This window comes from Comamonas antarctica (genome assembly GCF_013363755.1).
In the GTDB taxonomy this organism is placed as follows: Bacteria; Pseudomonadota; Gammaproteobacteria; order Burkholderiales; family Burkholderiaceae_C; genus Comamonas; species Comamonas antarctica.
This window is the reverse complement of sequence record NZ_CP054840.1, coordinates 89,493-115,816: the sequence shown is the minus strand read 5'-3', so window position 1 is coordinate 115,816 and position 26,324 is coordinate 89,493. Positions and strand designations below refer to the sequence as shown.

Annotated in this window: 23 protein-coding genes; 14 read left to right on the top strand and 9 right to left on the bottom strand. The window is 66.0% G+C overall.

Annotated elements, in window-relative coordinates:
• Positions 1 to 29: 29 nt before the first annotated feature.
• Entirely contained in the window at positions 30 to 482 is a 453-nt protein-coding gene (gene recX / locus HUK68_RS00530; protein ID WP_175502432.1) for a recombination regulator RecX, read from the top strand.
• Between the two features lie 132 nt (positions 483 to 614).
• Here the strand turns inward: recX and argC are convergent, their stop codons facing one another.
• A complete protein-coding gene (argC, locus tag HUK68_RS00525) occupies positions 615 to 1,547 on the bottom strand; it encodes an N-acetyl-gamma-glutamyl-phosphate reductase (RefSeq protein WP_175502431.1) in 933 nt (310 codons plus the stop codon).
• A gap of 193 nt (positions 1,548 to 1,740) precedes the next feature.
• Here argC and sucC point away from each other — a divergent pair, with 193 nt between their 5' ends.
• The 7 genes from sucC to HUK68_RS00490 all read left to right on the top strand — a co-directional run bounded on the left by sucC (position 1,741) and on the right by HUK68_RS00490 (position 8,017).
• Complete coding sequence (gene sucC / locus HUK68_RS00520) at positions 1,741 to 2,901, top strand: ADP-forming succinate--CoA ligase subunit beta (RefSeq protein WP_175502430.1); 1,161 nt, start codon at positions 1,741 to 1,743, stop codon at positions 2,899 to 2,901.
• A gap of 19 nt (positions 2,902 to 2,920) precedes the next feature.
• On the top strand, positions 2,921 to 3,814 hold the full coding sequence (sucD, locus tag HUK68_RS00515) for a succinate--CoA ligase subunit alpha (RefSeq protein WP_175502429.1): 894 nt from the start codon (positions 2,921 to 2,923) through the stop codon (positions 3,812 to 3,814).
• 284 nt (positions 3,815 to 4,098) lie between these two features.
• Entirely contained in the window at positions 4,099 to 4,920 is an 822-nt protein-coding gene (locus HUK68_RS00510; protein ID WP_244146220.1) for a Stp1/IreP family PP2C-type Ser/Thr phosphatase, read from the top strand.
• Between the two features lie 79 nt (positions 4,921 to 4,999).
• Positions 5,000 to 5,596 carry an FHA domain-containing protein gene (locus HUK68_RS00505; RefSeq protein WP_175502427.1) on the top strand — a complete coding sequence of 199 codons (597 nt, stop codon included), beginning with the start codon at positions 5,000 to 5,002 and terminating at the stop codon, positions 5,594 to 5,596.
• Positions 5,597 to 5,808: 212 nt separating this feature from the next.
• Positions 5,809 to 6,366, top strand: coding sequence for a pilin (locus tag HUK68_RS00500; protein ID WP_175502426.1), 558 nt, complete (start codon positions 5,809 to 5,811; stop codon positions 6,364 to 6,366).
• Positions 6,367 to 6,485: 119 nt separating this feature from the next.
• Positions 6,486 to 7,253, top strand: coding sequence for a hypothetical protein (locus HUK68_RS00495; RefSeq protein WP_175502425.1), 768 nt, complete (start codon positions 6,486 to 6,488; stop codon positions 7,251 to 7,253).
• Between the two features lie 215 nt (positions 7,254 to 7,468).
• Positions 7,469 to 8,017: a pilin gene (locus tag HUK68_RS00490; protein ID WP_175502424.1), complete on the top strand. Its 549-nt coding sequence runs from the start codon at positions 7,469 to 7,471 to the stop codon at positions 8,015 to 8,017.
• A gap of 219 nt (positions 8,018 to 8,236) precedes the next feature.
• On the opposite strand, the gene moaC is transcribed toward HUK68_RS00490, so the two are convergent.
• Positions 8,237 to 8,719, bottom strand: a complete 483-nt coding sequence (gene moaC / locus HUK68_RS00485) for a cyclic pyranopterin monophosphate synthase MoaC (RefSeq protein ID WP_175502423.1) — start codon at positions 8,717 to 8,719, stop codon at positions 8,237 to 8,239.
• 119 nt (positions 8,720 to 8,838) lie between these two features.
• Between moaC and HUK68_RS00480 the strand changes: the two genes are divergently transcribed.
• Entirely contained in the window at positions 8,839 to 10,377 is a 1,539-nt protein-coding gene (locus HUK68_RS00480; protein WP_175502422.1) for a M48 family metalloprotease, read from the top strand.
• Here HUK68_RS00480 and HUK68_RS00475 read toward each other — a convergent pair.
• The 4 genes from HUK68_RS00475 to HUK68_RS00460 form a co-directional block, all read right to left on the bottom strand.
• Entirely contained in the window at positions 10,351 to 10,698 is a 348-nt protein-coding gene (locus HUK68_RS00475) for a phage holin family protein (RefSeq protein ID WP_175502421.1), read from the bottom strand. The genes HUK68_RS00480 and HUK68_RS00475 overlap by 27 nt on opposite strands.
• Before the next feature lie 90 nt (positions 10,699 to 10,788).
• Positions 10,789 to 11,247: a hypothetical protein gene (locus tag HUK68_RS00470; RefSeq protein ID WP_175502420.1), complete on the bottom strand. Its 459-nt coding sequence runs from the start codon at positions 11,245 to 11,247 to the stop codon at positions 10,789 to 10,791.
• 105 nt (positions 11,248 to 11,352) lie between these two features.
• A complete protein-coding gene (locus tag HUK68_RS00465; RefSeq protein WP_175502419.1) occupies positions 11,353 to 12,093 on the bottom strand; it encodes a TerC family protein in 741 nt (246 codons plus the stop codon).
• A 99-nt stretch (positions 12,094 to 12,192) separates the two neighbouring features.
• Positions 12,193 to 12,489: a hypothetical protein gene (locus tag HUK68_RS00460; RefSeq protein WP_175502418.1), complete on the bottom strand. Its 297-nt coding sequence runs from the start codon at positions 12,487 to 12,489 to the stop codon at positions 12,193 to 12,195.
• 60 nt (positions 12,490 to 12,549) lie between these two features.
• On the opposite strand from HUK68_RS00460, the gene HUK68_RS00455 reads away from it, so the two are divergent.
• Positions 12,550 to 12,975 carry a DUF3717 domain-containing protein gene (locus HUK68_RS00455; protein ID WP_175502417.1) on the top strand — a complete coding sequence of 142 codons (426 nt, stop codon included), beginning with the start codon at positions 12,550 to 12,552 and terminating at the stop codon, positions 12,973 to 12,975.
• Positions 12,976 to 13,089: 114 nt separating this feature from the next.
• On the opposite strand, the gene HUK68_RS00450 is transcribed toward HUK68_RS00455, so the two are convergent.
• The gene (locus HUK68_RS00450) at positions 13,090 to 13,650 is read right to left on the bottom strand and encodes a YaeQ family protein (RefSeq protein WP_175502416.1); all 561 of its coding nucleotides are present in this window, start codon (positions 13,648 to 13,650) and stop codon (positions 13,090 to 13,092) included.
• Positions 13,651 to 13,852: 202 nt separating this feature from the next.
• Entirely contained in the window at positions 13,853 to 15,232 is a 1,380-nt protein-coding gene (gene purB, locus HUK68_RS00445; protein ID WP_175502415.1) for an adenylosuccinate lyase, read from the bottom strand.
• A gap of 102 nt (positions 15,233 to 15,334) precedes the next feature.
• On the opposite strand from purB, the gene HUK68_RS00440 reads away from it, so the two are divergent.
• Positions 15,335 to 15,952, top strand: a complete 618-nt coding sequence (locus HUK68_RS00440) for a glutathione S-transferase family protein (RefSeq protein ID WP_175502414.1) — start codon at positions 15,335 to 15,337, stop codon at positions 15,950 to 15,952.
• Positions 15,953 to 16,355: 403 nt separating this feature from the next.
• Here HUK68_RS00440 and glnE read toward each other — a convergent pair whose 3' ends face one another.
• A complete protein-coding gene (glnE, locus tag HUK68_RS00435; RefSeq protein ID WP_175502413.1) occupies positions 16,356 to 19,154 on the bottom strand; it encodes a bifunctional [glutamate--ammonia ligase]-adenylyl-L-tyrosine phosphorylase/[glutamate--ammonia-ligase] adenylyltransferase in 2,799 nt (932 codons plus the stop codon).
• Positions 19,155 to 19,247: 93 nt separating this feature from the next.
• On the opposite strand from glnE, the gene HUK68_RS00430 reads away from it, so the two are divergent.
• From HUK68_RS00430 to HUK68_RS00420, 3 genes are read left to right on the top strand one after another with little or no spacing between them, the layout of a single operon-like run.
• On the top strand, positions 19,248 to 23,384 hold the full coding sequence (locus tag HUK68_RS00430; RefSeq protein WP_175502412.1) for a YhdP family protein: 4,137 nt from the start codon (positions 19,248 to 19,250) through the stop codon (positions 23,382 to 23,384).
• Positions 23,381 to 24,196: a carbon-nitrogen hydrolase family protein gene (locus tag HUK68_RS00425; protein WP_175502411.1), complete on the top strand. Its 816-nt coding sequence runs from the start codon at positions 23,381 to 23,383 to the stop codon at positions 24,194 to 24,196. Before HUK68_RS00430 ends, HUK68_RS00425 begins: the two co-directional genes overlap by 4 nt.
• Before the next feature lie 57 nt (positions 24,197 to 24,253).
• Entirely contained in the window at positions 24,254 to 26,323 is a 2,070-nt protein-coding gene (locus tag HUK68_RS00420; RefSeq protein WP_175502410.1) for a two-component system sensor histidine kinase NtrB, read from the top strand.
• Position 26,324: the final 1 nt, after the last annotated feature.

Here is a 26,324-nt window from a genome sequence, read left to right as displayed (position 1 = left end):
CCGGCCCGGGCTTTTGCTTTTGCATTGCCATGGGCTTCGACACCCTCTCCCTCAAGGGCCGCGCGCTGCGCCTGCTGGCGCAGCGCGAGCATTCCCGGCTCGAACTCGAACGCAAGCTGGCGGCCCATGTGGCCGAAGGCGACGATCTCGCCGCGACGCTCGACGAGCTGGAAGCGAAGAATTTCATCAATCCCGAACGCGTCGCGCAATCGCTGGCCTACCGCCGCGGCAGCAAGCTGGGCACGGCGCGCGTGGTTCAGGAAATGCGCAGCAAGGGCCTCGACGACGACACGGTGCGCGCCGCGACCCAGGAACTGCGCGCCACCGAATGGCAGCGCGCGCATGCCGTCTGGCGCCAGCGCTTTGGCGCACCTGCAGAAACACCACAGGACCGGCTCAAGCAGATGCGCTTTCTGGCCAGCCGGGGGTTTTCGGGCGATGTGGTGCGCAAGGTGGTGGCCGGGCAGCAGCCCGAGGAATAGCTTTGCGGCCGCAGGAATGACAAACCGTTCGTGGTGAGCCTCTCTGGCCGGGCGCGTCGAACCATGAACTGCCTGCCTCGCGCAAACGCAAGCCGCGGGCACTTGGCGCGCGACCTATCGGCCGCGCCGCCCTTACACCCCCAGCATCAATTGCAGGTTCTGCACCGCCGCGCCGCTCGCGCCCTTGCCCAGGTTGTCGAGGCGGGCGATCAGCACGGCATGGCGGTATTGCTCGTTGGCGAACACGCGGATTTCAAGCTTGTTGGTATTGGCCAGCGTGTCGGCGGCAAGCTTGCCGTCGTCGGTTGGCGGCAGCACCGAGACCCATTGCTCGGGCGTGGCGGTGCGCGCGTAATGGCTGGCCAGCGCGTCATGCAGGTCGGCGGCCTTGGGCGCGCCGGGCAGCAGATCGAGGTGCAGGGGCAGATGCACCAGCATGCCCTGAGCGAAATTGCCCACGGCGGGAATGAACAGCGGGCGGCGCGTGAGGCCGGTATAGCGCTGGATCTCGGCGATGTGCTTGTGCGACAAGCCCAGCGCATAGGCTTCATAGGGCGCGGCGGTGCCGGCCTCGTAGGCTTCGATCATCGGACGGCCGCCGCCGGTATAACCCGACACCGACGGCAGGCTGACCGCGAAGTCCGCAGGCAGCAGGCCGGCATCGACCAGCGGGCGCAGCAGCGCAATGGCGCCGGTGGCATAGCAGCCGGGGTTGGAGACGCGCGCCGCGCCCTTGACGGCTTCGAGCTGGCCGTCGCAGAGCTCGGGAAAGCCGTAGACCCAGCCGGGGGCGGTGCGGTGCGCGGTCGAGGCGTCGATGATCTTGATGCTGCGGCCGGTTTCCGCCGTGATGGCATCGACCATGGCCACGGTCTCGCGCGCGGCGTCGTCATGCAGGCACAGGATGACCAGGTCCACGCCCGCAATCAATGCGCGCTTGGCGGCTGGATCCTTGCGCAGTTCGGGCGCAATGCTGACCAGCTCGATCGCGGGCATGGACTGCAGCCGCTCGCGGATCTGCAGACCCGTGGTGCCGGCTTCGCCATCGATGAACACTTTGGACATGGGAAATCTCCTGCAATCGGTCCAGGCCTCGCGCTACAAGCGCCACGCAAAAGCCAGTATATGGGTTAGTAGTTTTACACCAGGGATGGTGCATCGCAGCATGATACATTTCCGGGCTGCCATGTCCCATGCCCGCGGCCAGACAGCATTATGGCAACCGGGTAAACCACCATTCCTGAGAGAGAGACAGCTCATGAAGATTCATGAATATCAAGGCAAGGAAATCTTGCGTACGTTCGGCGTGCCCGTTCCGCGCGGCATCCCTGCATTCACAGTACAAGAAGCCGTCGAAGCGGCTCAGAAGCTCGGCGGCCCGGTGTGGGTCGTGAAGGCCCAGATCCACGCGGGCGGCCGCGGCAAGGGCGGCGGCGTCAAGGTTGCCAAGAGCATCGACGACGTCAAGCGCCTGGCTGGCGAAATCCTCGGCATGCAGCTGATCACGCATCAGACCGGCGCCGAAGGCCAGAAGGTCCGCCGCCTGTACATCGAAGACGGCGCAGATATCCAGCAGGAATACTACCTGTCGGCCGTGACCGACCGCGCGACGCAGAAGGTTGCGTTCATCGCTTCGAGCGAAGGCGGCATGGATATCGAGGAAGTGGCCCACTCCACGCCCGAGAAGATCATCACCGTGATGGTCGACCCCCTGCAAGGCTTCACCCAGGCCAACGGCGAAGAGCTGGCCAAGGGCATCGGCATGCCGCAAGACTCGGTGGCGCAGTTCATCGACGTGTGCCAGAAGATCTACAAGTGCTACATGGACACCGACGCGTCGCTGGTTGAAATCAACCCGCTGAACCGCGACAGCAAGGGCACCATCACCGCCCTGGACGCCAAGTTCAACTTCGACCCCAACGCACTGTTCCGCCACCCCGAAATCGTTGCCTTCCGCGACCTGGACGAAGAAGATCCGGCCGAAGTCGAAGCCTCGAAGTTCGACCTGGCCTACATCTCGCTGGACGGCAACATCGGCTGCCTGGTGAACGGCGCCGGCTTGGCCATGGCCACCATGGACACCATCAAGCTGTTTGGCGGCGAACCTGCCAACTTCCTGGACGTGGGCGGCGGTGCCACCCCCGAGAAGGTCACCGAAGCCTTCAAGATCATGCTGAAGAACCCCAAGGTCGAAGGCATCCTGGTCAACATCTTCGGCGGCATCATGAAGTGCGACACCATCGCCACCGGCGTGATCACTGCCTGCAAGGCCGTGAACCTGCAAGTGCCGCTGGTCGTGCGCATGAAGGGCACGAACGAGGAACTGGGCAAGAAGATGCTGGCCGAATCCGGCCTGCCCATCATCTCGGCCGACACCATGGCCGAAGCCGCCACCAAGATTGTCGAAGCCGTCAAGTAACCGACCCTGGAGCCAACACATGTCGATCTATATCAACAAAGACACCAAAGTCATCACCCAGGGCATCACCGGCAAGACGGGCCAGTTCCACACCGAGAAGTGCCAGGAATACGCGAACGGCAAGAACTGTTTCGTGGCCGGCGTGAACCCGAAGAAGGCTGGCGAGTCGATCTTCAACATCCCAATCTACGGTTCGGTCAAGGAAGCCGCGCACCAGACCGGCGCCACCGTGTCGGTGATCTACGTGCCGCCCGCAGGCGCTGCCGCTGCCATCTGGGAAGCCGTCGAAGCCGACCTGGACATGGCGATCTGCATCACCGAAGGCATCCCCGTCCGTGACATGCTCGAAGTGCGCAACCGCATGAAGGCCAAGGAAGCCGCCGGCGGCAAGAAGACCCTGCTGCTGGGCCCCAACTGCCCCGGCCTGATCACGCCCGACGAGATCAAGATCGGCATCATGCCCGGCCACATCCACAAGAAGGGCCGCATCGGCGTGGTCTCGCGCTCCGGCACGCTGACCTATGAAGCCGTGGCGCAGCTGACCGAACTGGGCATTGGCCAGTCGACCGCTGTCGGCATCGGTGGCGACCCGATCAACGGCCTGAAGCACATCGACGTGATGAAGGCTTTCAACGACGATCCGGACACCGACGCCGTGATCATGATCGGTGAAATCGGCGGCCCCGATGAAGCCGAAGCCGCCATGTGGTGCAAGGCCAATATGAAGAAGCCCATCGTCGGCTTCATCGCTGGCGTCACCGCCCCTCCGGGCAAGCGCATGGGCCACGCCGGCGCGCTGATCTCCGGCGGCGCCGACACGGCAGATGCCAAGCTCGCCATCATGGAAGAGTGCGGCTTCACGATCACCCGCAACCCGTCGGAAATGGGCCGCCTGCTCAAGGGCCTGATCTGATCCACGGCGGCTGACGCCGCCGCGCGCACCGCTGCCCGGGAGCCGGTGCGCAAGACAAGGGATGGATGCCGGTGCGCAATGGCGCGCCTGCACCATCCCTTTTTTTCATGCCGCAGGGCATGCCGTGCGGGCCGGCAAATACCCCATCCACGTGGCCGTGGCAAGATGCGCTTGCGTCCAATGTCAGGCGCATGCCGCCGCACACAGAATGCAGGGGCATTCCCGCCCCCTGGACAATTGCATCCCCGCGCGCCTGCGGGCCGTTCCCACTACCCCCTCCATCCGTGTTCCTGAGCCTTCGCCGCCCTCCTCCGCCAGAGTCGCAATGGCGCTACGCCTTCGTGCAGCGCACCGACCGCGGCCTGGTACGCGCCAACAATGAGGATGCCGTGCATGCCGAGGCGGGCGCTGCCTGGTCGCTGGCCGTCCTGGCCGACGGCATGGGCGGCTACCAGGCGGGCGAGGTCGCCAGCGCACTGGCGGTGCAATGCGTCGTGCAATCGCTGCAGCACAGCGCCGCGCAGCCCGCGCCCTCGTCCGTGCCGGCACGCATGGCGGCCGTGCACCGCGCACTCGAGCAATGCGTGCAAAAGGCCAACACCGCGGTGCGCGCACATGCCGCGCGCCATCCGGAATGCGAAGGCATGGGCACCACCGTCGTGGCCGCGGTGTTCACGCAGGACCGGCTGGTCGTGGCCCATCTCGGCGACTCGCGCGCCTATCTGTGGCGCCGCGGCACGCTGCGCCAGCTCACCACGGACCATTCCTGGCTGCAGGAGCTGATCGATGCAGGCCATATCAGCGTCGAGGCCGCGGCGCAGTCCGGCCAGGGCCACCTGATCACGCGCGCGCTGGGGGTGAGTGCACGCGCCCAGCCCACGCTGTACGAAGAACCGCTCGAAGCCGGCGACCGCGTGCTGCTGTGTTCCGACGGCCTCAGCGACATGCTGGGCGCGGCCGACATCGCGGCGTTGCTGGCCCTGCCCCAGCCGCTGAGCCTGCAGGCCGACCAGTTGATTGCGCAGGCCAATGCCAGGGGCGGGCATGACAACATCAGCGTGATCATCGCGGCTGTAGAACCCGCGCCTGCGGACCAGGACCACTGAAGCGCCTGCGGCTAAACTCACGCCTTGCCGCGCGGCCCCGCCCGCGGCGTCGCGTTCCACCACCCGCAGGAGTCCATGCATGCCCCGCCTGGTCATTTCAATCGATGGCGCCATCATCAAGGAAGTCGCGCTGACCAAGGAGCGCACCACGCTCGGGCGCCGGCCCTACAACGACATCGTGATCAGCAATCTGGCCGTGAGCGGCGAGCATGCACTGCTGCATTGTGTGGGCGGCCGCGTGCACATCGAAGACCTGCAAAGCACCAACGGCACCTATGTGAACCAGCAGCGCATCGCGCGCCAGGAACTGCAGCATGGGGATCTGCTGAACATCGGGCAGTATGAGATGCGCCTGCAGCTGAGCCCCGAAGAGTACACACAATGGGGCGCCGCAGCGGCGGCCGCGCAGCCGGCGTGCCTGCGGCTCGAAGGCGACACCCCGCGTGAGGTGGCCCTGCTCAAACCCGTAACCACCCTGGGCAAGCCCGGCGTCGCGGTGGCCACCATCACGCGCAAGTCCTCGGGCTTCATGCTGGCACGCACCGAGGGCGCGGATGGCAGCCTGCGCCTCAATGGACTGGGGGTCGGCGCCGATGCCAGGCCATTGCAGCATGGTGACCTGATTGAACTGGCAGGCAGCCGGCTGCACTTTTTGCGGCTTCAAGCCGGGGCCTGACGCTCTGCTCCGCCCCAAAGTGACATGTTTTGTCCTTGAGTCAATGAATTTGACAACTTTGTCACATAGAAGCGGCATTCTTGTCAGAGAATGTTTGAACTTCGCAGAATTTGCAACAAAGTTTTGCAGCGAGGCAGGTTCTTCCTCTGAGCGCGTGATGGCATGACAATTGCTGATACAGGTTACCTAATTTTTCTACCCAGGAGCTTTCCATGAAGCGTTCAATCCAAAAAGGTTTTACCTTGATCGAACTGATGATCGTTGTGGCGATCATTGGTATTTTGGCGGCCGTGGCGCTGCCGGCTTATCAGGATTACACGATCCGGGCGCGCGTGACGGAAGGCTTGAGCTTGGCTAACGCGGCCAAGACCGCGGTTGTCGATGCTTTCAATAACCGTAACAGTGGTGAGGTCGAAGCTTACAATGGAACTGCAGCTCAAGCTGCCCCAGCAACCGCAGGCAATACGGTATATGCCTATAGCTACACTGCGGGCACTAACGTTGCCTCGATCGCTATCGCGGCGATTCCGGCTACTCCCGTTATTGGTTCGGGACGTATTTCTATCACTTACGCTGGTCAAGTCGCAACTGCGCTGGGAAATCCTCTTTTGCTGACTCCTGGCAGTGGCACGGTCACCAACTCTGGTGTTCCTAGCGCTGCCATGGTTGTGGGCGCTCCTGTCGTTTGGGGCTGTGGCATTGCAACCGCTGCAGCTTTCAAATATCTGCCTGCAAACTGCCGCTTTGTGGTTGCCGCAGCAGCAACGTGATTTTCATTTAACAGCATGTTAAGTGCTGGAAAATTTAGGCATCGCAGTGTGCTAATGATAAAAAAGGGCCGCGCGGCCCTTTTTTATTTCCAACAGCATTTATAACAAGGACGCAAATCATGCTCAACGGAAGAATTTTAGCTGCCATCATTAATGCAGCACTTTCGCTTGTTATTGCGATTGTCATTTCATTTATTGTCTTCAGGATCTGGTTTCCTAGCCCCCTTGTTAATCTAACAGAAAGCACTTCACTCTATTGGCTGGTCACTATCATCAATGTGATCTGCGGCCCTTTGTTGCTTTATATCATTTGGAATTCGAAGAAGTCTCGGCGCGAGTTAATGCTCGATGCGTCAGTCGTTGTTGCTATACAACTCATTACACTCGTATATGGTGTTTGGACGATTTATCAAATTCGCCCTGTTCACATTGTTTTTGAAACCGATCGTCTGCGAATGATAAATGCTATCGAAATTGATCCCGATGATTTAGCAAAAGGGCCTGACCGTTGGAAACGCCTACCATCGATGGGCCCAGAACTACTGAGTACGAGGACCCCAAAAGATGGCGATGAAATGCTGCGAAGCATCGATTTATCGCTGGCAGGTAAAGAACCTTCGCTGCGGCCTGAAATGTGGGAAGAATATGGTCCAGCCAAGGGAAAGGTTCGAGCAGCGAGCAGAAATCTTGCAGAGCTAGTTGCGGTATATCCGGACAAGCAGACGGAAATAAAACGGCTTGCGCAGAAGTTCAAGGTACCGCATGAATCCATCGTCTGGCTGCCCTTCACCAGCGTTCGGTCCATGGACTGGGTGGCGTTGATTGACGCGCGCAACATGGAGCCTTTCACCTATATTCCGGGTGACGGGTTCATTCCGCGCCGGTAGACACTTCCTGCACGTGCTTGAAAAACTGGACGTTCTTGCTTCGACAAGCTCAGCACGAACGGAGGTGGTTTTCGCGCAAGCGACGAGTGAGGCATCAACTGATGCGTGCAAAAAATTTCGCTTTCGCGCATCATCCAACCAATAGCTATTTCCCCTGCCATCAAGAATGGCTCACGAGGTGCAAGCCGCATCCAGATCTTTATCCAGGAGCTTCAATGAAACGCACCCTCCAACAAGGTTTCACCCTGATCGAATTGATGGTGGTGGTAGCGATCATTGGCATCCTGGCCGCCGTGGCCTTGCCCGCTTATCAGGATTACACGACCCGGGCTCGCGTCAGCGAAGGCCTTACGTTAGCCACTACAGCCAAGGCAGCGGTGGCGGAAACACTGTCCACGGCCACTACCGCCGGTGTGGCCCCCTATGCCGGGACCGGCGCGGCGACTGTACCGACCTCAACCCTGGCAGCGTATACCTACGAATATGTCGCAGGCTCCAATGTCGCTTCGATTGCCATTGCCGGCATTGCAGCCCTGGCCACACCAGTGATGGGCGATGGCCGGATCACCATCACCTATGCGGGACAGGTGGCTGGATCATTGGGTGCACCGATTTTGCTGACTCCTGGCAGCGGCACCGTGACCAATTCGGCACTTCCATCCAATCCCATGCGTGCGGCTCAACCGATTGTCTGGGGTTGCGGAATTGCCAATGCGGCGGCTTTCAAGTTTCTGCCAGCTAATTGCCGCTATCTGGTGTCGTGATGCGTTTCCGAGCACCGGACGTTCATCCTTCGACAAGCTCAGGACGAACGGTCACAGCCCGTTCACCCTGAGCCTGTTGAAGCGACCCTGTCTAAGCGACCCTGTCTAAGCGACCCTGTCTAAGCGACCCTGTCTAAGCGACCCTGTCTAAGCGACCCTGTCGAAGGGTGTTTCAACTCAAACGTAGCGCCGGATAGGTTGATTTAGGGGAAACGTCAATCAGCCTTCCACCTGCCAAGACCCCGACTTTCCCCCGTGCTTCTCCAGCACCCGCACGCCGGAGATAGTCATCCCCCGGTCCGCGGCCTTGCACATGTCGTAGATCGTCAGCAGGGCAATCTGCACCGCCGTCAGTGCTTCCATTTCCACACCGGTCGGGCCCACGGTTTCCACGGTGGCGCGGCATTCGACGGTGTTGCCGGCTTCCTTCAATTGGAATTCCACGGCGACACGCGTCAGCGCCAAGGGGTGGCATAGCGGGATCAGCTCGCTGGTTTTCTTTGCGGCCATGATGCCGGCAATGCGCGCAATGCCCAATACATCGCCTTTCTTGGCGGAGCCCGACGCAATCAGCGCCAGCGTGGCCGGCAGCATCTCGATGCGGCCTTCGGCGATGGCGAGGCGGTGGGTGGCGGGCTTGGCGGCGACGTCGACCATATGGGCCTGGCCCTGGGCGTCGAAATGGGTGAGTGGTGAGGTCATGGCGGTGGGGCGGCACCCCGCTGTGCGGGTGTCCGATGGAACGTTAAGACAATCAGGGCATCATAGCGGGGTGTGTCACTGCCAGCACCGGTCCGCGGCTGCTGCTCCAGGTTCAAAGAATGCCTTCTTTTCCACAACACCCACGGCGCCTGCTGGCTGCGCTGGCGCTGGCCGGCGCCGGCTGGCTGCCGCTTTCCGCGTCGGCCCAGCTGCAGCTGCCCACGCTGGGCGACGGCGCGTCCATCACCACCAGCGACGAGCGGCGCATGGGCGACCGCATCATCCGTTCGCTGTACCGCGACCCCGACTATCTCGAGGATGGCCCGCTGCAGGAATATGTCGAGGGCATCTGGAAACCGCTGCTGGCCGCGGCGCGTGCGCGCGGCGAGCTGTCGCCCGAGCTGGACGAGCGCTTTGCCTGGCAGATCCTGCTGGGGCGCGACCGGTCGATCAACGCGTTTGCGCTGCCGGGCGGCTACTTCGGCGTGCATCTGGGGCTGATCGGCGTGGTCGGCACGCGCGACGAACTGGCGTCGGTGCTGGCCCACGAGCTGAGCCATGTGAGCCAGCGGCATATCGCGCGCATGATCGCGCAGCAAAGCCGCCAGTCGCCGCTGGTGATCGGCTCGATGATCCTGGGCGCGCTGGCCGCCGCCAAGAGCCCCGGCGCGGGACAGGCGCTGATGATTGGCGGCCAGGCGCTGACGGCGCAGAACCAGCTCAATTTCTCGCGCGACATGGAGCGCGAGGCCGACCGCATGGGCTACGGCCTGATGGCGCCCGCGGGCTTCGCGCCGCAGGGCGCGATCGGCATGTTCGACCGGCTGCAGCAGGCGAACCGGCTCAACGACAACGGCAGCTGGCCCTATCTGCGCAGCCACCCGCTGACCAGCGAACGCATTGCCGACATGCAGTCGCGGCTGCCCGCGGGCCAGCGGGCGGCGCAGCCCGCGCCTTCGCTCGAACACGCCATGATGGCGGCGCGCGCCCGCGTGCTGTCGCGGCCCGGGGTCGATGTGCTGCGGCAGTGGACGCGCCTGCCCGAATCCAGCGGCTTTGACGAGACGCCCCAAGGCCAGCGCGTGGCCGGGCTGTATGCCGCGGTGCTCGCGCATATGCAATTGCAGGATTGGGGGCCGGCGCGCGCCGGGCTGCCGGCGCTCACGCAGGCGCTGGCGGGCGACGCTGCAGGCCTGCGCCAGGCGGCGCTGCTGGCGGCGGAGCTGGAGCTGGCCGCAGGCCAGCCGCAGGCCGCGCTGGACGCCTTGGCACCGGCAATGCAAGCCGACGACAAGGCCGACAAGCCCACCAGGCCGGTGCTGCTGCTGCGCACGCAGATCCTGCTGCGCCTGGGCCAGGCGCAAGCCATGGCCCAGCCGCTGCAGACCTGGGTCACGCTGTATCCGCGCGATGCCGCTGCGTGGCAGACGCTCGCGCAGCTATGGCAGGCACAGAACCAGCCGCTGCGCGCCCTGCGTGCCGAAGGCGAGGCCCAGGCCGCGCACTACGACTACTCGGCGGCAGTGGACCGTTTTCGCGCCGGCCAGGAGCTGGCGCGGCGCAGCGGCTCGCAAAGCGACCACTTCGAGGCATCGATCATCGACACCCGGCTGCGCGCCACCGAGGAGCTGTTACGGGAACAGGCGGCGCAGCGCTGAATCGATGACCAGGCCCAGCGCCGAATAGATCAGCGAGCCCAGGAAGGCGGCGCCAAAGCCGCTGACCTGGATATCTGCCAGCACGTTGGCCGCGATCCAGAACATCAGCGCGTTGACGACAAACAGAAACAGGCCGAGCGTGAGCAGCGTCACGGGCAGCGTGAGCACCACCAGCACGGGCCGCAAGACGGCGTTGAGCAGGCCGATGACCAGCGCCGCGATCAGCGCCGAACCAAAGCCATGGATGGTCACGCCCGGGTAGATGGCCGCAACAGCCAGCAGCGCGACGGCATAGAGGAACCATTGGAGCAGGAGTTTCATGCTGCCAGCATAGCAGCGCGGGAGCGCGGGTGTCTTGCGCGTCGGGTCGATCCTTCGACAGGCTCGGGATCAGCCCGGACGCACCCTGGCTTACACCAGCGTTTCCTCCAGCATCCACGCCAGCAGGCTGCCCATGCCGGCGATCAGGCCCGAAGGGCCCCAGCGCGACTGCGGCTTCTGCACCGGGGCCTCGCGCTTGGGACGGCGTGCATCGACGACCTGGACCTGGCCATAGGCCTGCTGCAGTTCGCTCAGCAGTTCGGGCAGCGGCTGGCGCGCGAGCAGCGGTGTCACGTCAGCCGGCACAGACGCATTGGACGTCTGCAGGCTGGGCGTGAGTTGCGAAAACAGCTTGTCGGCCCACTGGTTGCGCCAGTTCTCGCGGGTCCGGTGGCTGGCCCACTTGCTCGCGCGGTGGGTGACGCGCGGCGCGCAGGCGACCAGCAGCCAGCGCGGGCTGGTGGCCTCGAACGTGGCGGCCAACGACGTGAGCAGCGGCAAGGCATGCGCCGCATCGTCCACATAGACAATGAAGGTGGTACGGTTCAAGAGAACTCCGGTGTGGCTGTGCCAATGAAAAAGGCAGGCCTTTTGGGGGGCCTGCCTTGGCAAGAAGGAAGGCTTGCGGCGGCCTGCGCCGCAAGCTCTGCCCGGTCAGGCGTGGCCCGAACCGTGGGTCACCTTGGGACGGCGCGAGGCGACGAACTTTCCGATGACCAGCACCAGCAGCGCGCCGGCGATCTGGGCGCCGTACTTCAGCGCGGTGGTCTGCTCCAGCTTGGGCATCCAGAGCCACTTCTCGGTGTTGGCGAAGACCGGATCGGACACCAGCATGCCGCCCGCGATCCAGCCCAGCAGCATGCCGCCGGCAACGATGATCAGCGGGAAGCGGTCCATCAGCTTGATGACCAGCTGCGAGCCCCAGACGATGATCGGGATCGAGATCAGCAGGCCCAGCGTGACCAGCAGCATCTGGTGGTCGCCCGAGCTTTGCGCGGCGCCGGCAATGGCAATCACGTTGTCCACGCTCATCACCAGGTCGGCAACGATGATGGTCTTGATGGCGGCCAGCAGCTTGTCGCTGCCCTGGATGCCGTCATGTGCGTCTTCTTCGGGAGCGATCAGCTTGACACCGATCCAGACCAGCAGCAGCGCGCCGACGAACTTCAGGAACGGCAGGGCCAGCAGCGTCATTGCAAACGCGATCAGGATCACGCGCAGGATGATGGCACCCGCGGTACCCCAGATGATGCCCTTGCGGCGCTGTTCGGGCGGCAGCTTGCGGCAGGCCAGTGCGATCACCACCGCGTTGTCACCGCCGAGCAGGATGTCGATGATGATGATCTGTCCCAGGGCTATCCAGAACGGCGTATGCGTGAGGAAGTCTAAATCCATAAAAACCTCGTTGTCGAATGCCAAAAAGCAGCAGGAACCTGGAGGTAATGAGCTGGTCCAGGCACCTGCGCGTCGGTTGGAAGCAGGTGCATGGATCTCTCACGCATCTTCCTGCGACAGCCAGAGCAGGAAGCTTGGGCCGAAGGGAAATGCTTTGACAGACCAGTGCACCGGTCTCTCAAAGGTCTTGCTCGGCACCGTGCAGCACGGAACCCGGGAGGCCGGAAGCTTGCGCTTCGTATTGACGACCTCGACGCTTGTGCGATTCGCCGGCAGGACCTGCCGGGCTTCGCAACGAGAGCTACTCCCCTTCGAAGCTTGCAATTTGAACACATTTGGCAAAGCTTTCGGCATAAACCTGTTTTTTTGCCGGATGAAGCCTGCGCCAAAGCCCATGGCGGCCTCACACCCGCGGCCCGGCGCTTATCATCCGGGGCCGCATTGTCCGCACCACCCATGGCAGGAATCCACATCACCGACATCGAGGCCGCCATCAACTACTGGCGCCGCAGAAAACCCTCGCCCGACGGCGTGCTGCTCGCACCCGAGGCTCGGGCGCTGGCCGATGTCTATGCGCTGATGATCTACCGCCACGCCAGCGAAGTGGCGGCGGACGACGTGCCCTCACATGCCCAGGCCGCGTGGCTGGCGTGGTACGACACCACGCCCGACACGCCCTGCATCGCGATCTGCTCGACCAGCCAGGGCGACAACCTGTGCAAGGGCTGTGGGCGTACTTTCGAGGAGGTGCAGCTGTGGCCGGGGTTCGACCCGGTGGAAAAACGCGCGGTCTGGCGGCGCATCACTGTCGAGGACACAGCCTGGCGCTTCAACCGCTATGCCGAGCGCGCGGCCGAAAACAAGTCCGGAACGGGGCGCTGAAGGGGGTGGAGGGCATGGGCCGGCCCGTCCATGGTTCGACGGGGCCGCCCAGGCAGGCTCACCCCGAACGGAGCCGCAAGCGCTTGACGCCCCGCCGCCGGCCTGGATGCGGCGTTATTTCCAGCGGACCGGCTCGACCGTCACGCTGCCGAGCTTGCTGCTGAGCGTGATCGCGCCTTCCTGGATGGTGGCCTGCAGCTGCATGCTGCGCTCGGCCAGCTGGGCCAGTTCAGGGGCCGCCTCGGACGGCAGGCGCCAGACTTCGAGCTTGGGCAGGCGGCTGAACTTGCTTTCAATGCCGCGCCACCAGACGTCGGCCGAATGCGCGAACGGATAGAGCAGCACCTGGTCCGACTTGCTGCAGGCCTTGGCAATGGGCTTGTCTTCGGGCTGGCCGACCTCGATCCACAGGCGCTTGCGCCCCGTGAAGTCGGTCAGCGAGACGTCCGGATCATCGGGATCGGACAAGCCCGCGCCGAACCCCAGCGTGGCGTCGCCATTGCACAGGTCGTTGAGCTGGTGGGCATTGAGCGCCAGCGCCACCAGGCGCACCATCATGCGGTCGTCGGTCTCGCTCGGATGGCGTGCCAGCGTCAGCGCATGGTCGGCGTAGTAGCCATGGTCGATGTCGGCAATCTGCAGGTTTGCCTTGAAGATGGTGGATTTGAGGGCCATGGGCGGGAGGCTCGGAAAAAAGAAAAGATTCCACAAGGGAATCAAAAGCAGGAGCTGCAGCTGACTGCGTCAGTTACGCCCTAAAACGCCCTTCGACAGGCTCAGGGCGAACGGAGTGCATGGGCTTGATGCCTGTTCATCCTTCTTCCCGAGCCTGCCAAGGCGGTGCCGCCCAAGAAATGGACGGACCAGGCAGAGCCTTTTAGACCCGGCGGGCCAATTCGGCAGCCTTGCCGACGTAGGAGCCAGGCGTCATGGCCAGCAGGCGGTCCTTGTCGGCCTGGGGAATTTCCAGGCCGTTGATCAGGCGGTGCAGGTCTTCGGCCTGCACGGTCTTGCCGCGCGTGACTTCCTTGAGCTTTTCGTACGCGCCCTGCACGCCATAGCGACGCATCACGGTCTGGATCGGCTCGGCCAGCACTTCCCACGCGTTGTCGAGGTCTTCGGCCAGGCGTTCCTCGTTGAGTTCGAGCTTGTTCAGGCCGGTCATCAGCGAGGTGTAGGCGAGCGTGGCATAGCCCAGCGCGACGCCGATGTTGCGCAGCACCGTGGAATCGGTCAGGTCGCGCTGCCAGCGGCTGATGGGCAGCTTTTCCGACAGGTGCTTGAGCAGCGCATTGGCCAGGCCCAGATTGCCTTCGGCGTTCTCGAAGTCGATGGGGTTGACCTTGTGCGGCATGGTCGAGGAACCGATTTCGCCGGCTTTGAGGCGCTGCTTGAAGTAGCCCAGCGAGACGTAGCCCCAGATGTCGCGTGCCAGGTCGATCAGGATGGTGTCGGCGCGTGCCACGGCGTCGAACAGCTCGGCCATGTAGTCGTGCGGCTCGATCTGGATCGAATAGGGCTGGAAGGTCAGGCCCAGGCCGTTGGGTTCGGGGCTCTCGATGACCTTCTTGCTGAAGGCTTCCCAGTCGAATTCGGGCCAGGCCGACAGGTGGGCGTTGTAGTTGCCCACGGCGCCGTTCATCTTGCCCAGGATCTTGACGTTGGCGATGCGCTCGACGGCGGCCTGCAGGCGCACGACGACGTTGGCGATTTCCTTGCCGACCGTGGTCGGGCTCGCGGTCTGGCCGTGGGTGCGGCTGAGCATGGGCACGTCGGCGTACTGGTGCGCCATTTCGCGCAGCTTGAGCACGATGCGGTCCAGTGCCGGCAGCACGACCATGTCACGGCCGACGCGCAGCTGCAGCGCGTGGCTGGTGTTGTTGATGTCCTCGCTGGTGCAGGCGAAGTGCACGAATTCAGCGGCCTTTTCGAGTTCGGGACGGGCTTCGAACTTGGATTTGATCCAGTACTCCACGGCCTTGACGTCGTGGTTGGTGGTCTTCTCGATTTCCTTGATGGCTTCGGCATCGGTTTCGCTGAAGTTCTTCACCAGCCCCAGCAGATAGGCGCGCGCACCCGCGGACAGCGGCTTGAATTCTTCGAAGCCGGCGTCGGACAGCGCGATAAACCAGGCAATCTCCACCTGCACGCGGCGGTGCATGTACCCCTGCTCGCTCATGATCGGGCGCAGGGCGGAGAGTTTCGCGGCGTAACGGCCGTCGAGCGGAGAGAGGGCGGAAATGTGGGACAGGCTCATGCCCTCAATTGTAGGTGGCCGTACAAAACCCGTGCCTGCCATGGCTGCCGATAGAATCGTCCAGCCGGCACTTGCCGGGTCCCGCGCATGGAAGCTCGCCCTATGAAATTGATCGGTACCACCAGCAGTCCCTACGTGCGCAAGGTGCGCATCGTCATGGCGGAAAAAAAGCTCGACTACCAGTTCGAGATCGACAACGTGTGGGCCGCCGATGCCGCCGCCAGCCCGGCCAGTCCGCTGGGCAAGGTGCCGCGGCTGCAGATCGAAGGCCATGAGTCGCCGCTGTTCGACTCGCGCGTGATCGTCGAATACCTCGACACCCTGTCGCCCGTGGGCAAGCTGCTGCCGCCGAGCGGCCGCGAGCGCGCCGACGTCAAGACCTGGGAAGCGCTGGCGGACGGCCTGCTCGATGCCGGCGTGCTCGCGCGCCTCGAGGCCACCTGGCCCGGACGCAGCGAGGGCGAACGCAGCCAGGCCTGGATCGACCGGCAGATGGGCAAGGTCGACGCCAGCCTGCAAGCGATGGCCAAGGCGCTGGGCGACAAGCCGTTTTGCTGCGGTATCCACATGTCGCTGGCGGATATCGCCACCGGCTGCGCGCTGGGCTGGCTGGAATTCCGCTTTCCCGAGCTGAGCTGGCGCGACGACCACCCCAATCTCGCGCGCCTGGCCGACAAGCTGGCGCAACGCCCCAGCTTCAAGGACACTCTGCCGGCCTGAACTACCGCGCAAACAAAAAAATGGCCACCTTCGGGTGGCCATTTTCATTGCATAAAAAAGTTGCGAAGCATCCCGAAACGAATAAAGAGAGGGAGGGAGGAGAAGCGCTTCAGGGGGTCGATATGGACGATGTCCAACAAAGGCTTCGCAACAGTAAACGATTCATTGCACATGGGCATTTACCCGTGCAAGCTCATGTATTGAGGACCAGTCTGCGCCAAAGTTCCGCGATATGCAGCCCCAAAAATGTAACCAACTGCTTGGCGGCGTTGACATTCGGGCCAGGGACGAAGCCAGAAAAACAAGGTGTAAGCGCTAGCTCCACCAAGGACACAAAACACTCGCCCGGCCGATAGGGCGCATCAGGCCCGGGCGATATGTATTGAATTTCTAACGTTTTTTTTCAAATATGTGCGCTCAATCCCGGCGTCGGGCTGGGTTCGGCCGTGCCGGGTACACCGAAAACCGCGCGCCACAGCGTCAGCACCGCATCGCGCAGGGGTGCCGCGGTCTGCGGATCGATCTTGCCGCTGGCCTCGTCCAAACGCGCGTTGTGCTGGATGCGACGCAGCGCGCGGTAGGCATCGGCCGCGGCCCGGCCCACGCCCTCGGGCAGCAAGCCAGCCTGTTCGGCATGCCGCAGCAGCGCGATATTGCCGACGTTGCCGCGCAATTGCGGATGCTCGCCCGAGCACAGCAGCACCAGATACTGCACGGCGAACTCCACATCGACCATGCCGCCCGGGCTGTGCTTGACGTCGAACAGTTCACCGCGCGCCGGGTGGGCGGCGCGCAGGCGCGCGCGCATGGCCACGATTTCCGCGCGCAGCATCTCGGAGTTGCGCGGCGCCGAGATCACAGCCTCGCGCACCGCGTCGAACTTCTCGCGCAGCGCATCGCTGCCCAGCACGAAGCGCGCGCGCGTCATGGCCTGGTGCTCCCAGGTCCAGGCGGTGTTGCTGCCGCGCTGCTGCTGGTATTTGGCATAGGCATCGAAACTGGTGACCAGCAGGCCCGAGTTGCCGTTGGGACGCAGCGCGGTGTCGATCTCGAACAGGTCGCCTTCGCCGGTCTTCACGGTGAGCCAGTTGATCAGCTTGCGAACCAATGCCGCATAGACCTCGGGCGCGCGCTCGTCGTCGTCGTCGAACACGAAGACGATGTCGAGGTCGCTGCCGTAGCCCAGTTCCTTGCCGCCGAGCTTGCCGTAGCCGATGATGCCGAACTGCGGATGCTCGCGGTGGCGGCCCTTGAGCCGCTCCCAGCACCACTGCACGGTGACGCGCAGCACGCTGTCGGCCAGCGCGCTCAGGTCGTCGGCCACCTGCTCGACGGTGATGCGGTTCTCGATGTCGCGCGTCAGCGTGCGGAAGATTTCCGCATGGTGGGCGCGGCGCAGCAGGTTCAGCAGGGTTTCGTCGTCGTCCTCGCCCGTGGTCTTCAGCGAGGCCAGGCGCAGCGCCAGTTCGCGCTCGAAGTCGGCGGCAACGAAGCGGTCGTTCAGGATGGCATCGCTGGCCAGTTCGTCGATCACGCCCGGGTGCTGCAGCAGGTAGCGCGCGGGCCAGCGCGCCGCGCCCAGCAGGTGCAGCAGGCGTTCATGCACCGCGGGGCGCTCGAGCAGCAGCGCGAGATAGCTTTCGCGGCGCAGCAGCGGTTCGAGCCAGTTGATCAGGCGCACGCCGGCCTCTTCGCCGACGCTGCCGTCGGCCACCCACTGCGCGGTGCGCTGCACCAGGCGGAACAGCCGCGCGCGGGTTTCATCGCGCAGGCTGGTGACGCGCGGATGGTCGCGCCACTCGGCCACGCGGGCCGACAGCCGCGGCGGCAGCTGCGCGATCAGGTCGTCGACTTCCTGGGGCGAAGCCACGGTGAGCGCGCGCGGGCCGTTGCAGTGGCCGTTGCTGCACTGCGGGGGCGCATTGCCGCCGAGCAGGGTGTCGAACTCCTCGGCAACGAGTTCGCGGTGCGCATCGAGCTGGTGCAGGAAGCGGCTGCAGTCGGGGTAGCCCATGGTCTGCGCAATCCACAGCAGGTCGTCGTCGCGCGTGGGCAGCACATGGGTCTGCTGGTCGTCGAGGTACTGGATGCGGTGCTCGACCTGGCGCAGGAAGGTGTAGGCCTGGGCCAGCGCTTCGGCGGTTTCCGCCGACATCAGGCCGGCACGCGACAGCCGCTGCAACGCTTCGAGCGTGGGCCGGCAGCGCAGTTCGGGAAACTGCCCGCCGCGCACCACCTGCAGCAACTGCACGGTGAATTCGATCTCGCGGATGCCGCCGCGCGACAGCTTGACGTCGTTGGCGCGGCCCGGATGGCCGGCGCTGCGCTTGGCCGCGTGCTCGCGGATCTGGCGATGCAGCGAGCGCAGCGCGTCGAACACGCTGTAGTCGAGGTAGCGGCGGAACACGAAGGGCAGGACCACGGCGCGCAGCGCCTGGACCTCGGGCGAGCGCACGGTGTCGCGCGGCGCCACCACGCGGCTCTTGAGCCAGGCAAAGCGCTCCCACTCGCGGCCCTGGGTCTGCAGGTAATCCTCGAGCGCGGCCAGCGACACCGCCGGCGGCCCGGAGTTGCCGTTCGGGCGCAGCGCCAGGTCGACGCGGAACACGAAGCCGTGCTCGGTCACCTCGCCGATCAACGCGTAGATGCCCTTGACCGCGCGCGCGAAATATTCATGGTTGGAGATGCGCCCGCGGCCGTCAGGCTGGCCCGCGGTCTCGCCTTCGTGCTCGTAGACGTAGATCAGGTCGATGTCGCTGGACACGTTGAGCTCGCGCGCGCCGAACTTGCCCATGCCGACGATCCACAGCGGCACCGCCTGGCCTTCGGGGCCGGTGGGTGTGCCATGGCGGCCGTCGAGCTCGTGGCGCACCTGGCAGCAAGCCCGGTCCAGCGCCACCTCGGCCAGCTGGGTCACGGCCTGCGTGACCACGGCCAGCGGCGCGTGCTGGGCGCAGTCGAGCTGGATCAGCCGCTCCATGACCAGCTGGCGCAGCACGCGCAGCCCGGCGGACAGGTCCATACCCTGGGCCAGCAGCGCATCGAGCGCCTGCTCCATGCCGGCGCGCGACGGCACGCCCACAGGGAAAAGCGCCAATTCCCCCGCATAGCGCCGGTGTAAGCGTTGGTAAAAGCGGGAGTGCGCAAGGCGCTCAACAGCTTCGGGGGCGAGCTCGGAAGGAGAATAGTCAACGGTCTGCATGCGCAATACAGGAATAGCGGCGGACCGGCTGCCTGACCCGATGCTGCGGTTGCAGCCCGCGGGTGATAATTCCTGGCATTGACCTGCCCACCAATGATCGAACCCCAACCGCACCCCTCACGCCTCATCCATTGGATGGCAGGCATCGCGCGGTGGTCATTGGGATTGCTGCTGGCCTTCTGGCTGCTGCTCGCCACCGTGTGGGGGGTGCTCCATGGCTTCATTGTGCCGCGAATCAGCGAGTACCGTCCGCAGCTCGAAACCCTGGCCGCGCGCACCCTGGGGATACCCGTGCGCATCGGCGCGCTCACGGCGCGCAGCGAAGGGCTGATGCCGGTCGTCGAGCTGGGCCAGGTGGAGCTGCTCGATGCCGAGGGCCGCACCGCGCTGTCGCTGCCGCGCGTGGTGGTGGCGGTGTCGGCGCGCTCGCTGCTGCGCCTGGGCGTCGAGCAGTTGTACATCGATGCGCCGCAGCTCGAAGCGCGGCGCGATGCGGCGGGACAGCTCTGGATCGCGGGGCTCCCCCTGCCCGCGGCCGGCGATGGCGACAGCCCCGCAGCCGACTGGCTGTTCTCGCAGACCGAGATTGCCATCCGCGGCGGCGCGCTGCGCTGGAGCGACGCGCTGCGCCAGGCGCCACCGCTGTCGTTGACCCATCTGGACCTGGTGGTGCGCAACCATGGCTGGCGCCACCAGCTGCGCCTCGATGCCACGCCCGAGGACAGCTGGGGCGGGCGCTTCACGCTGAGCGCGCAGTTCCGCGAGCCGCTGCTGTCGACGCATGAGGGCAACTGGCGGCGCTGGAGCGGCCAGGCCTATGCGCATTTCGACCGGCTCGACGTCGCACGGCTCGGCCAGTATGTCGATCTGCAGGGAGCCAGCGTCGCCGAGGGCCGCGGCGCCTTGCGCGCCTGGGTCGACGTGCAGCGCGGCCAGGTCGCAAAAGTCACCACCGATCTGCAACTGGGCGCGGTCGAGGCACAGCTGCGCCCCGACCTGCCGCCGCTGGCGCTGCGGGCGCTGCAGGGCCGGCTCATCCTTGAGCGCCTGCCCGGCGGCTTTGCGCTGCAAGGCCAGTCGCTGGGCTTCGAGACCGGCGACGGCCTGCGCTGGCCTGCGGGCCAGTTCATGCTGCGCCACAGCCAGGCCGATGCCGCGGCCGCCGAACTCGGCGCGCTGGGCGAGCACGGCGAACTGCGCTTCGAGCAGCTGGACCTGGGCATTGCGGCCCAGCTCGCGAGCCGGCTGCCGCTCGATGAAGCCGCGCGCCGCCGCCTGCTGGCGCTCGCCCCGCGCGGCCAGGTCAAGTCCTTGCAGGCCAACTGGCGCGGGCCGATCGACCAACCCCGGCAATACCAGGTCAGTGGCGAGATCCGGGACCTCGCACTCTCGCCCCAACCCGCGGCCAAGGGCACCGGCGTGCCCGGTGTCGAAGGCCTGCAGGCGCAGTTCAAGCTCGACCAATCGGGCGGCACGGCCCAGCTGGGCATGACCGGCGGCACGCTGCACTTTCCTGGCGTGTTCGAGGAACCGGCAGTGCCGCTCGACCACCTGAGCGCCGGGCTGCGCTGGCAGTTGCAGGGCGACCAGGTGACGGTGCAGGCGCGCGACCTGCGCTTCGGCAATGCCGACACCGAGGGCGAGGCCCAGGCCAGCTGGCATACGGGCCGCGATGCGGCGGCGCGCTTTCCCGGCGTGCTGTCGCTGACCGGCACGCTGCGCGACGCCGACGGCAGCCGCGTGCACCGCTACCTGCCGCTGGAGATTCCCGCCAGTGCGCGCCACTACGTGCGCGACAGCGTGCAGTCCGGCCGCGCGAGCCGCGTGCGCTTCCAGGTCGAGGGCGATCTCGCCAAGATGCCGTTCAAGCAGCCCGGCAGCGGCGAGTTCCACATTGCCGCCGATCTGCATGACGTGACCTACGCCTATGTGCCGCCGTCGGTGCAGTCCGCGGGCGAGAAACCCTGGCCCGCGCTGACCCAGCTGTCGGGCGAACTGGTGTTCGACCGCGCCTCGATGGCCGTGCGCAACGCCCAGGGCCGCGTCGACGGCCATCCGCGCATGCAGCTCCAGCAGGTCCAGGCCAGCATTCCCGACCTCGCGCACACGCGTGTCGGCGTCAAGGCCCAGGCGCGCGGCGAGCTGGCCGAGATGCTGGGTTTCGTGGCGGCCTCGCCCGTCGCCGGGTTCACGCAGCACGTTCTGGACAACGCCCAGGGCAGCGGCGCCGCCCAGCTGCAACTGCAGTTGGAACTGCCGGTCAGCGAACTCGAACATTCCAAGGTCCAGGGCAGCGTGGCGCTGGCCGGCAACAGCCTGCGGCTGATGCCCGAAGTGCCGCTGCTGAGCCAGATCCAGGGCAACGTGCAGTTCTCCGACACCGGTTTCTCGCTCACCGGCGTGCAGGCCCAGGCGCTGGGCGGGCCGGTGCGTTTCGAGGGCGGCCTGCAGCTGCTGCCCGCATCGGCGCCCGCTACCCAGTCGCCGCTGAAGCTGCATGCCAGCGGCACGGCCAGCGCCGAAGGGCTGCGCGCGGCCACCGAGCTGGGCGTGCTGGCCGACATCGCGCGCGCCGCCCAGGGCCAGGCCGACTACCTGCTGGATCTGGGCCTGCGCCGCGGCACGCCCGAGATCACCGTCACCAGCGGCTTGCAGGGCCTGGCGCTGGACCTGCCCGCGCCGCTGGGCAAGCCGGCCGCGGCCACGCTGCCGCTGCGTTTCGCCCACACCGTGGCAGCGTCGGCGCTGGCGCCCGCGCCGGCCAATGCCGACGCGCCACCGCTGCACGATGAGATCGCGCTGCAATGGGGCGATGCGGCCAGCGTGCGCTATGTGCGCGATGCGGCCGCCAGCCCGGTTAAGGTGCTGCGCGGTGCAATTGCCGTCGGCAGCCCCGCGCCGCCGCTGGAACTGCCGGCGCGCGGCGTATCCGCCCAGGTGGCGCTGGCCGACGTGGACATCGACGCCTGGCACAAGGCCGTGCAGCGCATGCTGCCGCAGGAGGGGGCGGCCCCTGCCGGGGCGGCCCAGGCCGACGACGCGCTGCAGGCCTATCTGCCGGACACCGCGACGCTGGGCGCGCAGCGCCTGCTGGTCCACGGCCGCACGCTGCACGCATTGCGCGCCAACGGCACGCGCCATGGCGGCCTGTGGACCGCGAAGGTCGAGGCGCGCGAGCTCAGCGGCTTTGTCGAATACCGCGAGGGCCACCCGGCCGATCCCGCGGGCCAGGTCTATGCGCGGCTCGCGCGGCTTTCGGTGCCGCAAAGCGCGGCCGGCGAGGGCGCGGCCGGCGAATTCGAGGCGCTGCTGAGCGAGCAGCCGCGCAGCCTGCCGGCGCTGGACATCGCCGTCGAGGCGCTGGAACTGTTCGGCCGGCCCATGGGCCGCTTCGAAGTCCAGGCACGCAACCGCGAAAGCCCGGCCGATGCCGCGCGCCGCGAACCCGCGCGGCGCGAGTGGCAGCTGACGCAATTCAACATCACCAGCCCCGAAGCACGGCTCGTGGCCAGCGGCAGCTGGGGGCTGCAGCCCGGCGCGCCGGCACGGCCGCGCACGGCGCTGCGCTTCGCGCTCGAGATCGGCGATGCCGGCGCCCTGCTGACGCGCCTGGCCATGCCCGGCGTGATCCGCAACGGCCGCGGCCGGCTGGACGGCGAGGTGGCCTGGAACGGCTCGCCGCTGGCGCCCGACTACCGCTCGATGAACGGCCAGATGCACCTGGACATGGTTTCGGGCCAGTTCCTGCAGGCCGAGCCCGGCCTGGCCAAGCTGCTGGGCGTGCTGAGCCTGCAAGCCCTGCCGCGGCGCCTCACGCTCGACTTCCGCGATGTGTTCAGCAAGGGCTTCAGCTTCGACTTCGTGCGCGGCGACGTGCAGATCGCGCAAGGCATCGCGCGCACCAACAACCTGCAGATGAAGGGTGTCAACGCCGCGGTGCTGATGGAAGGCGAAGCCGACATGCAGAAGGAAACGCAGAACCTGCATGTCGTGGTGGTGCCGGAAATCAATGCCGGCACGGCCTCGCTGGTGGCCACGGCCATCAATCCAGTCGTCGGTCTGGGCACTTTCCTGGCCCAGGTGCTGCTGCGCGGTCCGCTGATCGCCGCCGCCACCAAGGAGTTTCGCATCGACGGCTCCTGGTCCGACCCGCAGGTCAACCCCATCCCGTCCACCGCCCGGTCGCGCACGGCCGACGCACCCGCCGCCCCTGGAGAGAACCCGCCATGAAAGTCGCCGCCCTGCAGATGGTCTCCACGCCCGACGTGGCCGAAAACCTGCGCGTTGCCGCACAGCTGCTGCAGCAGGCACGCGACGCAGGCGCGGAGCTCGCGGCGCTGCCCGAGTACTTCTGCGCCATGGGCCTGCGCGACACCGACAAGCTCGGCTACATGGAAGCGTTCGGCCAGGGGCCGATCCAGGACTTCCTGGCGCGATCGGCGCGCGAACTGGGGCTGTGGATCGTGGGCGGCACGCTGCCGCTGGTGGCCGACGACCCGCAGCACGTGCGCAACAGCACGCTGGTGTTCGCGCCCGATGGCGCCTGCGCCGCGCGCTACGACAAGATCCACCTGTTCCGCTACGACAATGGCCGCGAGCGCTATGACGAAGCCCATGTCATTGCCGCGGGCCAGACGCCGGTGCATGCCGACATCACCGACCGCAGCGGCGCCTGCTGGCGCCTGGGCCTGAGCATCTGCTACGACCTGCGTTTTCCCGAGCTGTACCGCGCCCATGCACAGCAGGGCTGCGACCTGCTGCTGGTGCCCAGCGCGTTCACCCACACCACGGGCCAGGCCCATTGGGAAGTGCTGCTGCGCGCCCGGGCGATTGAAAACCAGGCCTATGTGCTGGCGCCCGCGCAAGGCGGCCAGCACCCCAACGGCCGCCATACCTGGGGCCACAGCCTGCTGGTCGACCCCTGGGGCCAGGTGCTGGACGTGCGCGACCAGGGCCCGGGCCTGGTGCTGGGCCAGCTCGAGCGCACGCGCCTGGCGCAGGTCCGCGCCCAGTTGCCCGCACTGCAACACCGTATCCTGTAATCCATCGCGATGAGCTTTCCTGGTCCGTTTCCCGGCAGAAAACCCGCTGCCGACACCATGTCCTTCCCCGACAGCACGCTGGCGGGCGCCGAAACCATGCCGGCGCGCTGGCCGTGGCGCCGCTGGCGCAGCGCCTGGCGCCGCTGGTCGCTGTGGACGGTGCTGGTCGCGCTGGTGGTCAGCATGCTGATCACGCTGGTCTGGCTCGCGGGCCGCTACGAGGCGGTGCAGGTGCAGGACCGGCTCGAGCGCGATGCCGCGAACGCCGTGGCCGACATCCGCACGGCGCTCAACCGCAACCTGCAGGACCTGCAGGCGCTGAGCAGCCAGGCCGACGACCTGCAGGAATGGCGCGCGCGCGCCGCCGAGGTGCTGCAGGTGCGGCGCGAGATCCTGCGCATCGAATGGCGCGACGCGCGCCTGCGCCTGCAGGCATTTGCCGAGACGCCCTACCGGCCCATGCAGTGGGAGGACGGCCAGCGCGACGACAGCCAGTCGCATGCCCAGCTGACCTGTGCCAATGCGCGCCGGCTCAACGGCCCGGCGTACTCGTCGAGCTATTTCCAGCTGCTGAGCGAAGGCCTGGGCTCGGAAATGATGGAAGTCTGCCTGCCGCTGTCGCACAACGGCCGCTACGAAGGCTTCATCCTTGCCACCTATTCGCTGCAGAGCATCCTGATCAACCAGGTCAGCAAGAACCTCTCGCACAGCCAGGAGGTCTCGTTCACCGAGCCCGACGGCACGCGGCTGGCGCTGGTCGGCGCGGCCTGGCGCGGCACGCGCGTGTTCACCGCGCAGCAGATCCTCGACCTGCCGGGCAACATGCTGATGCTGCGCCTCGACCACTGGCACCGCGCGCCCAGCGTGTTTCCGAACGTGCTCACGGCGCTGGTCACGACCATGTCGATCGCGCTGGGCACGGTGCTGGTGATCCTGGTGCGCGACAACCGCCGCCGGCTGCGCGCCGAGCGCGACCTGGGCGAGGCGCTGGCGTTCCGCAAGGCCATGGAGGACTCGCTGATCACCGGCCTGCGCGCGCGCGACCTCAAGGGCCGCATCAGCTACGTCAATCCGGCGTTCTGCGAGATGGTCGGGTTCACTTCCGAGGAATTGCTCGGCCTGAACTTCGCGCCCTATTGGCCGCCCGAGCTGTCCGAGGAATACCACCAGCGCCAGCTCAAGCGCCTGGCCGGCAAGGCGCCGCCCTCGCGCGAAGGCTATGAATCGGTGTTCATGCGCAAGGACGGCACGCGCTTTCCGGTGCTGATCTTCGAAGCCCCGCTGATCAGCGCGCAGGGCCGGCACACGGGCTGGATGAGCGCCTTTCTCGACATCAGCCAGCAGCGCCGCATGGAGGAGCTCTCGCGCGCCTCGCAGGAGCGCCTGCAGGCCACGGCGCGGCTGGCCACCGTCGGCGAGATGGCCTCGCTGCTGAGCCACGAGCTGACCCAGCCGCTGATGACCATTGCCAGCTATGCCGCGGGATCGCTCAACATGCTCGGCCACGAGCCGGCCGGCGACAACGCCGGCGCGCTGCGCCAGCAGCTGCAGGACCTGCGCACCGCCATGCAGCGCATCGCCCACCAGGCCGAACGCGCGGGCCGCGTGATCAAGAGCGTGCGCGACTTCGTACGCCGGCGCGACCAGTCGCGCGAGCAGGTGCATGCCAGCGAGCTGATCGACGCGGTGCTGCCGCTGGTGCGCATGCAGGCGCGCAAGCTGGGCGTGCGCGTCATCACCCAGCTCGACAGCGACCTGCCGCCGGTGCTGTGCGATCCGACCATGGTCGAGCAGGTGCTGCTCAACCTGGCGCGCAACGGCACCCAGGCCATGGACGGCGTCGACACCCACCCGCGCGAGCTCACGCTGCGCGTGCGCCACATCACCACCAGCGCGCATGCGAGCTGGCTCGAGTTTTCCGTGATCGACTGCGGCAGCGGCATCGACGAAGCCGTGGCCGAGCAGCTGTTCACGCCGTTCTTCACCACGCGCGAGGAAGGCATGGGCCTGGGCCTGAGCCTGTGCCGCACCGTGATCGAGCAGCACGGAGGGACGTTGCGCCACAGCCCCAATCTGCCGCGTGGTACGGTATTCAGTTTCACGCTGCCCGCACCCCCATTGAATTGAA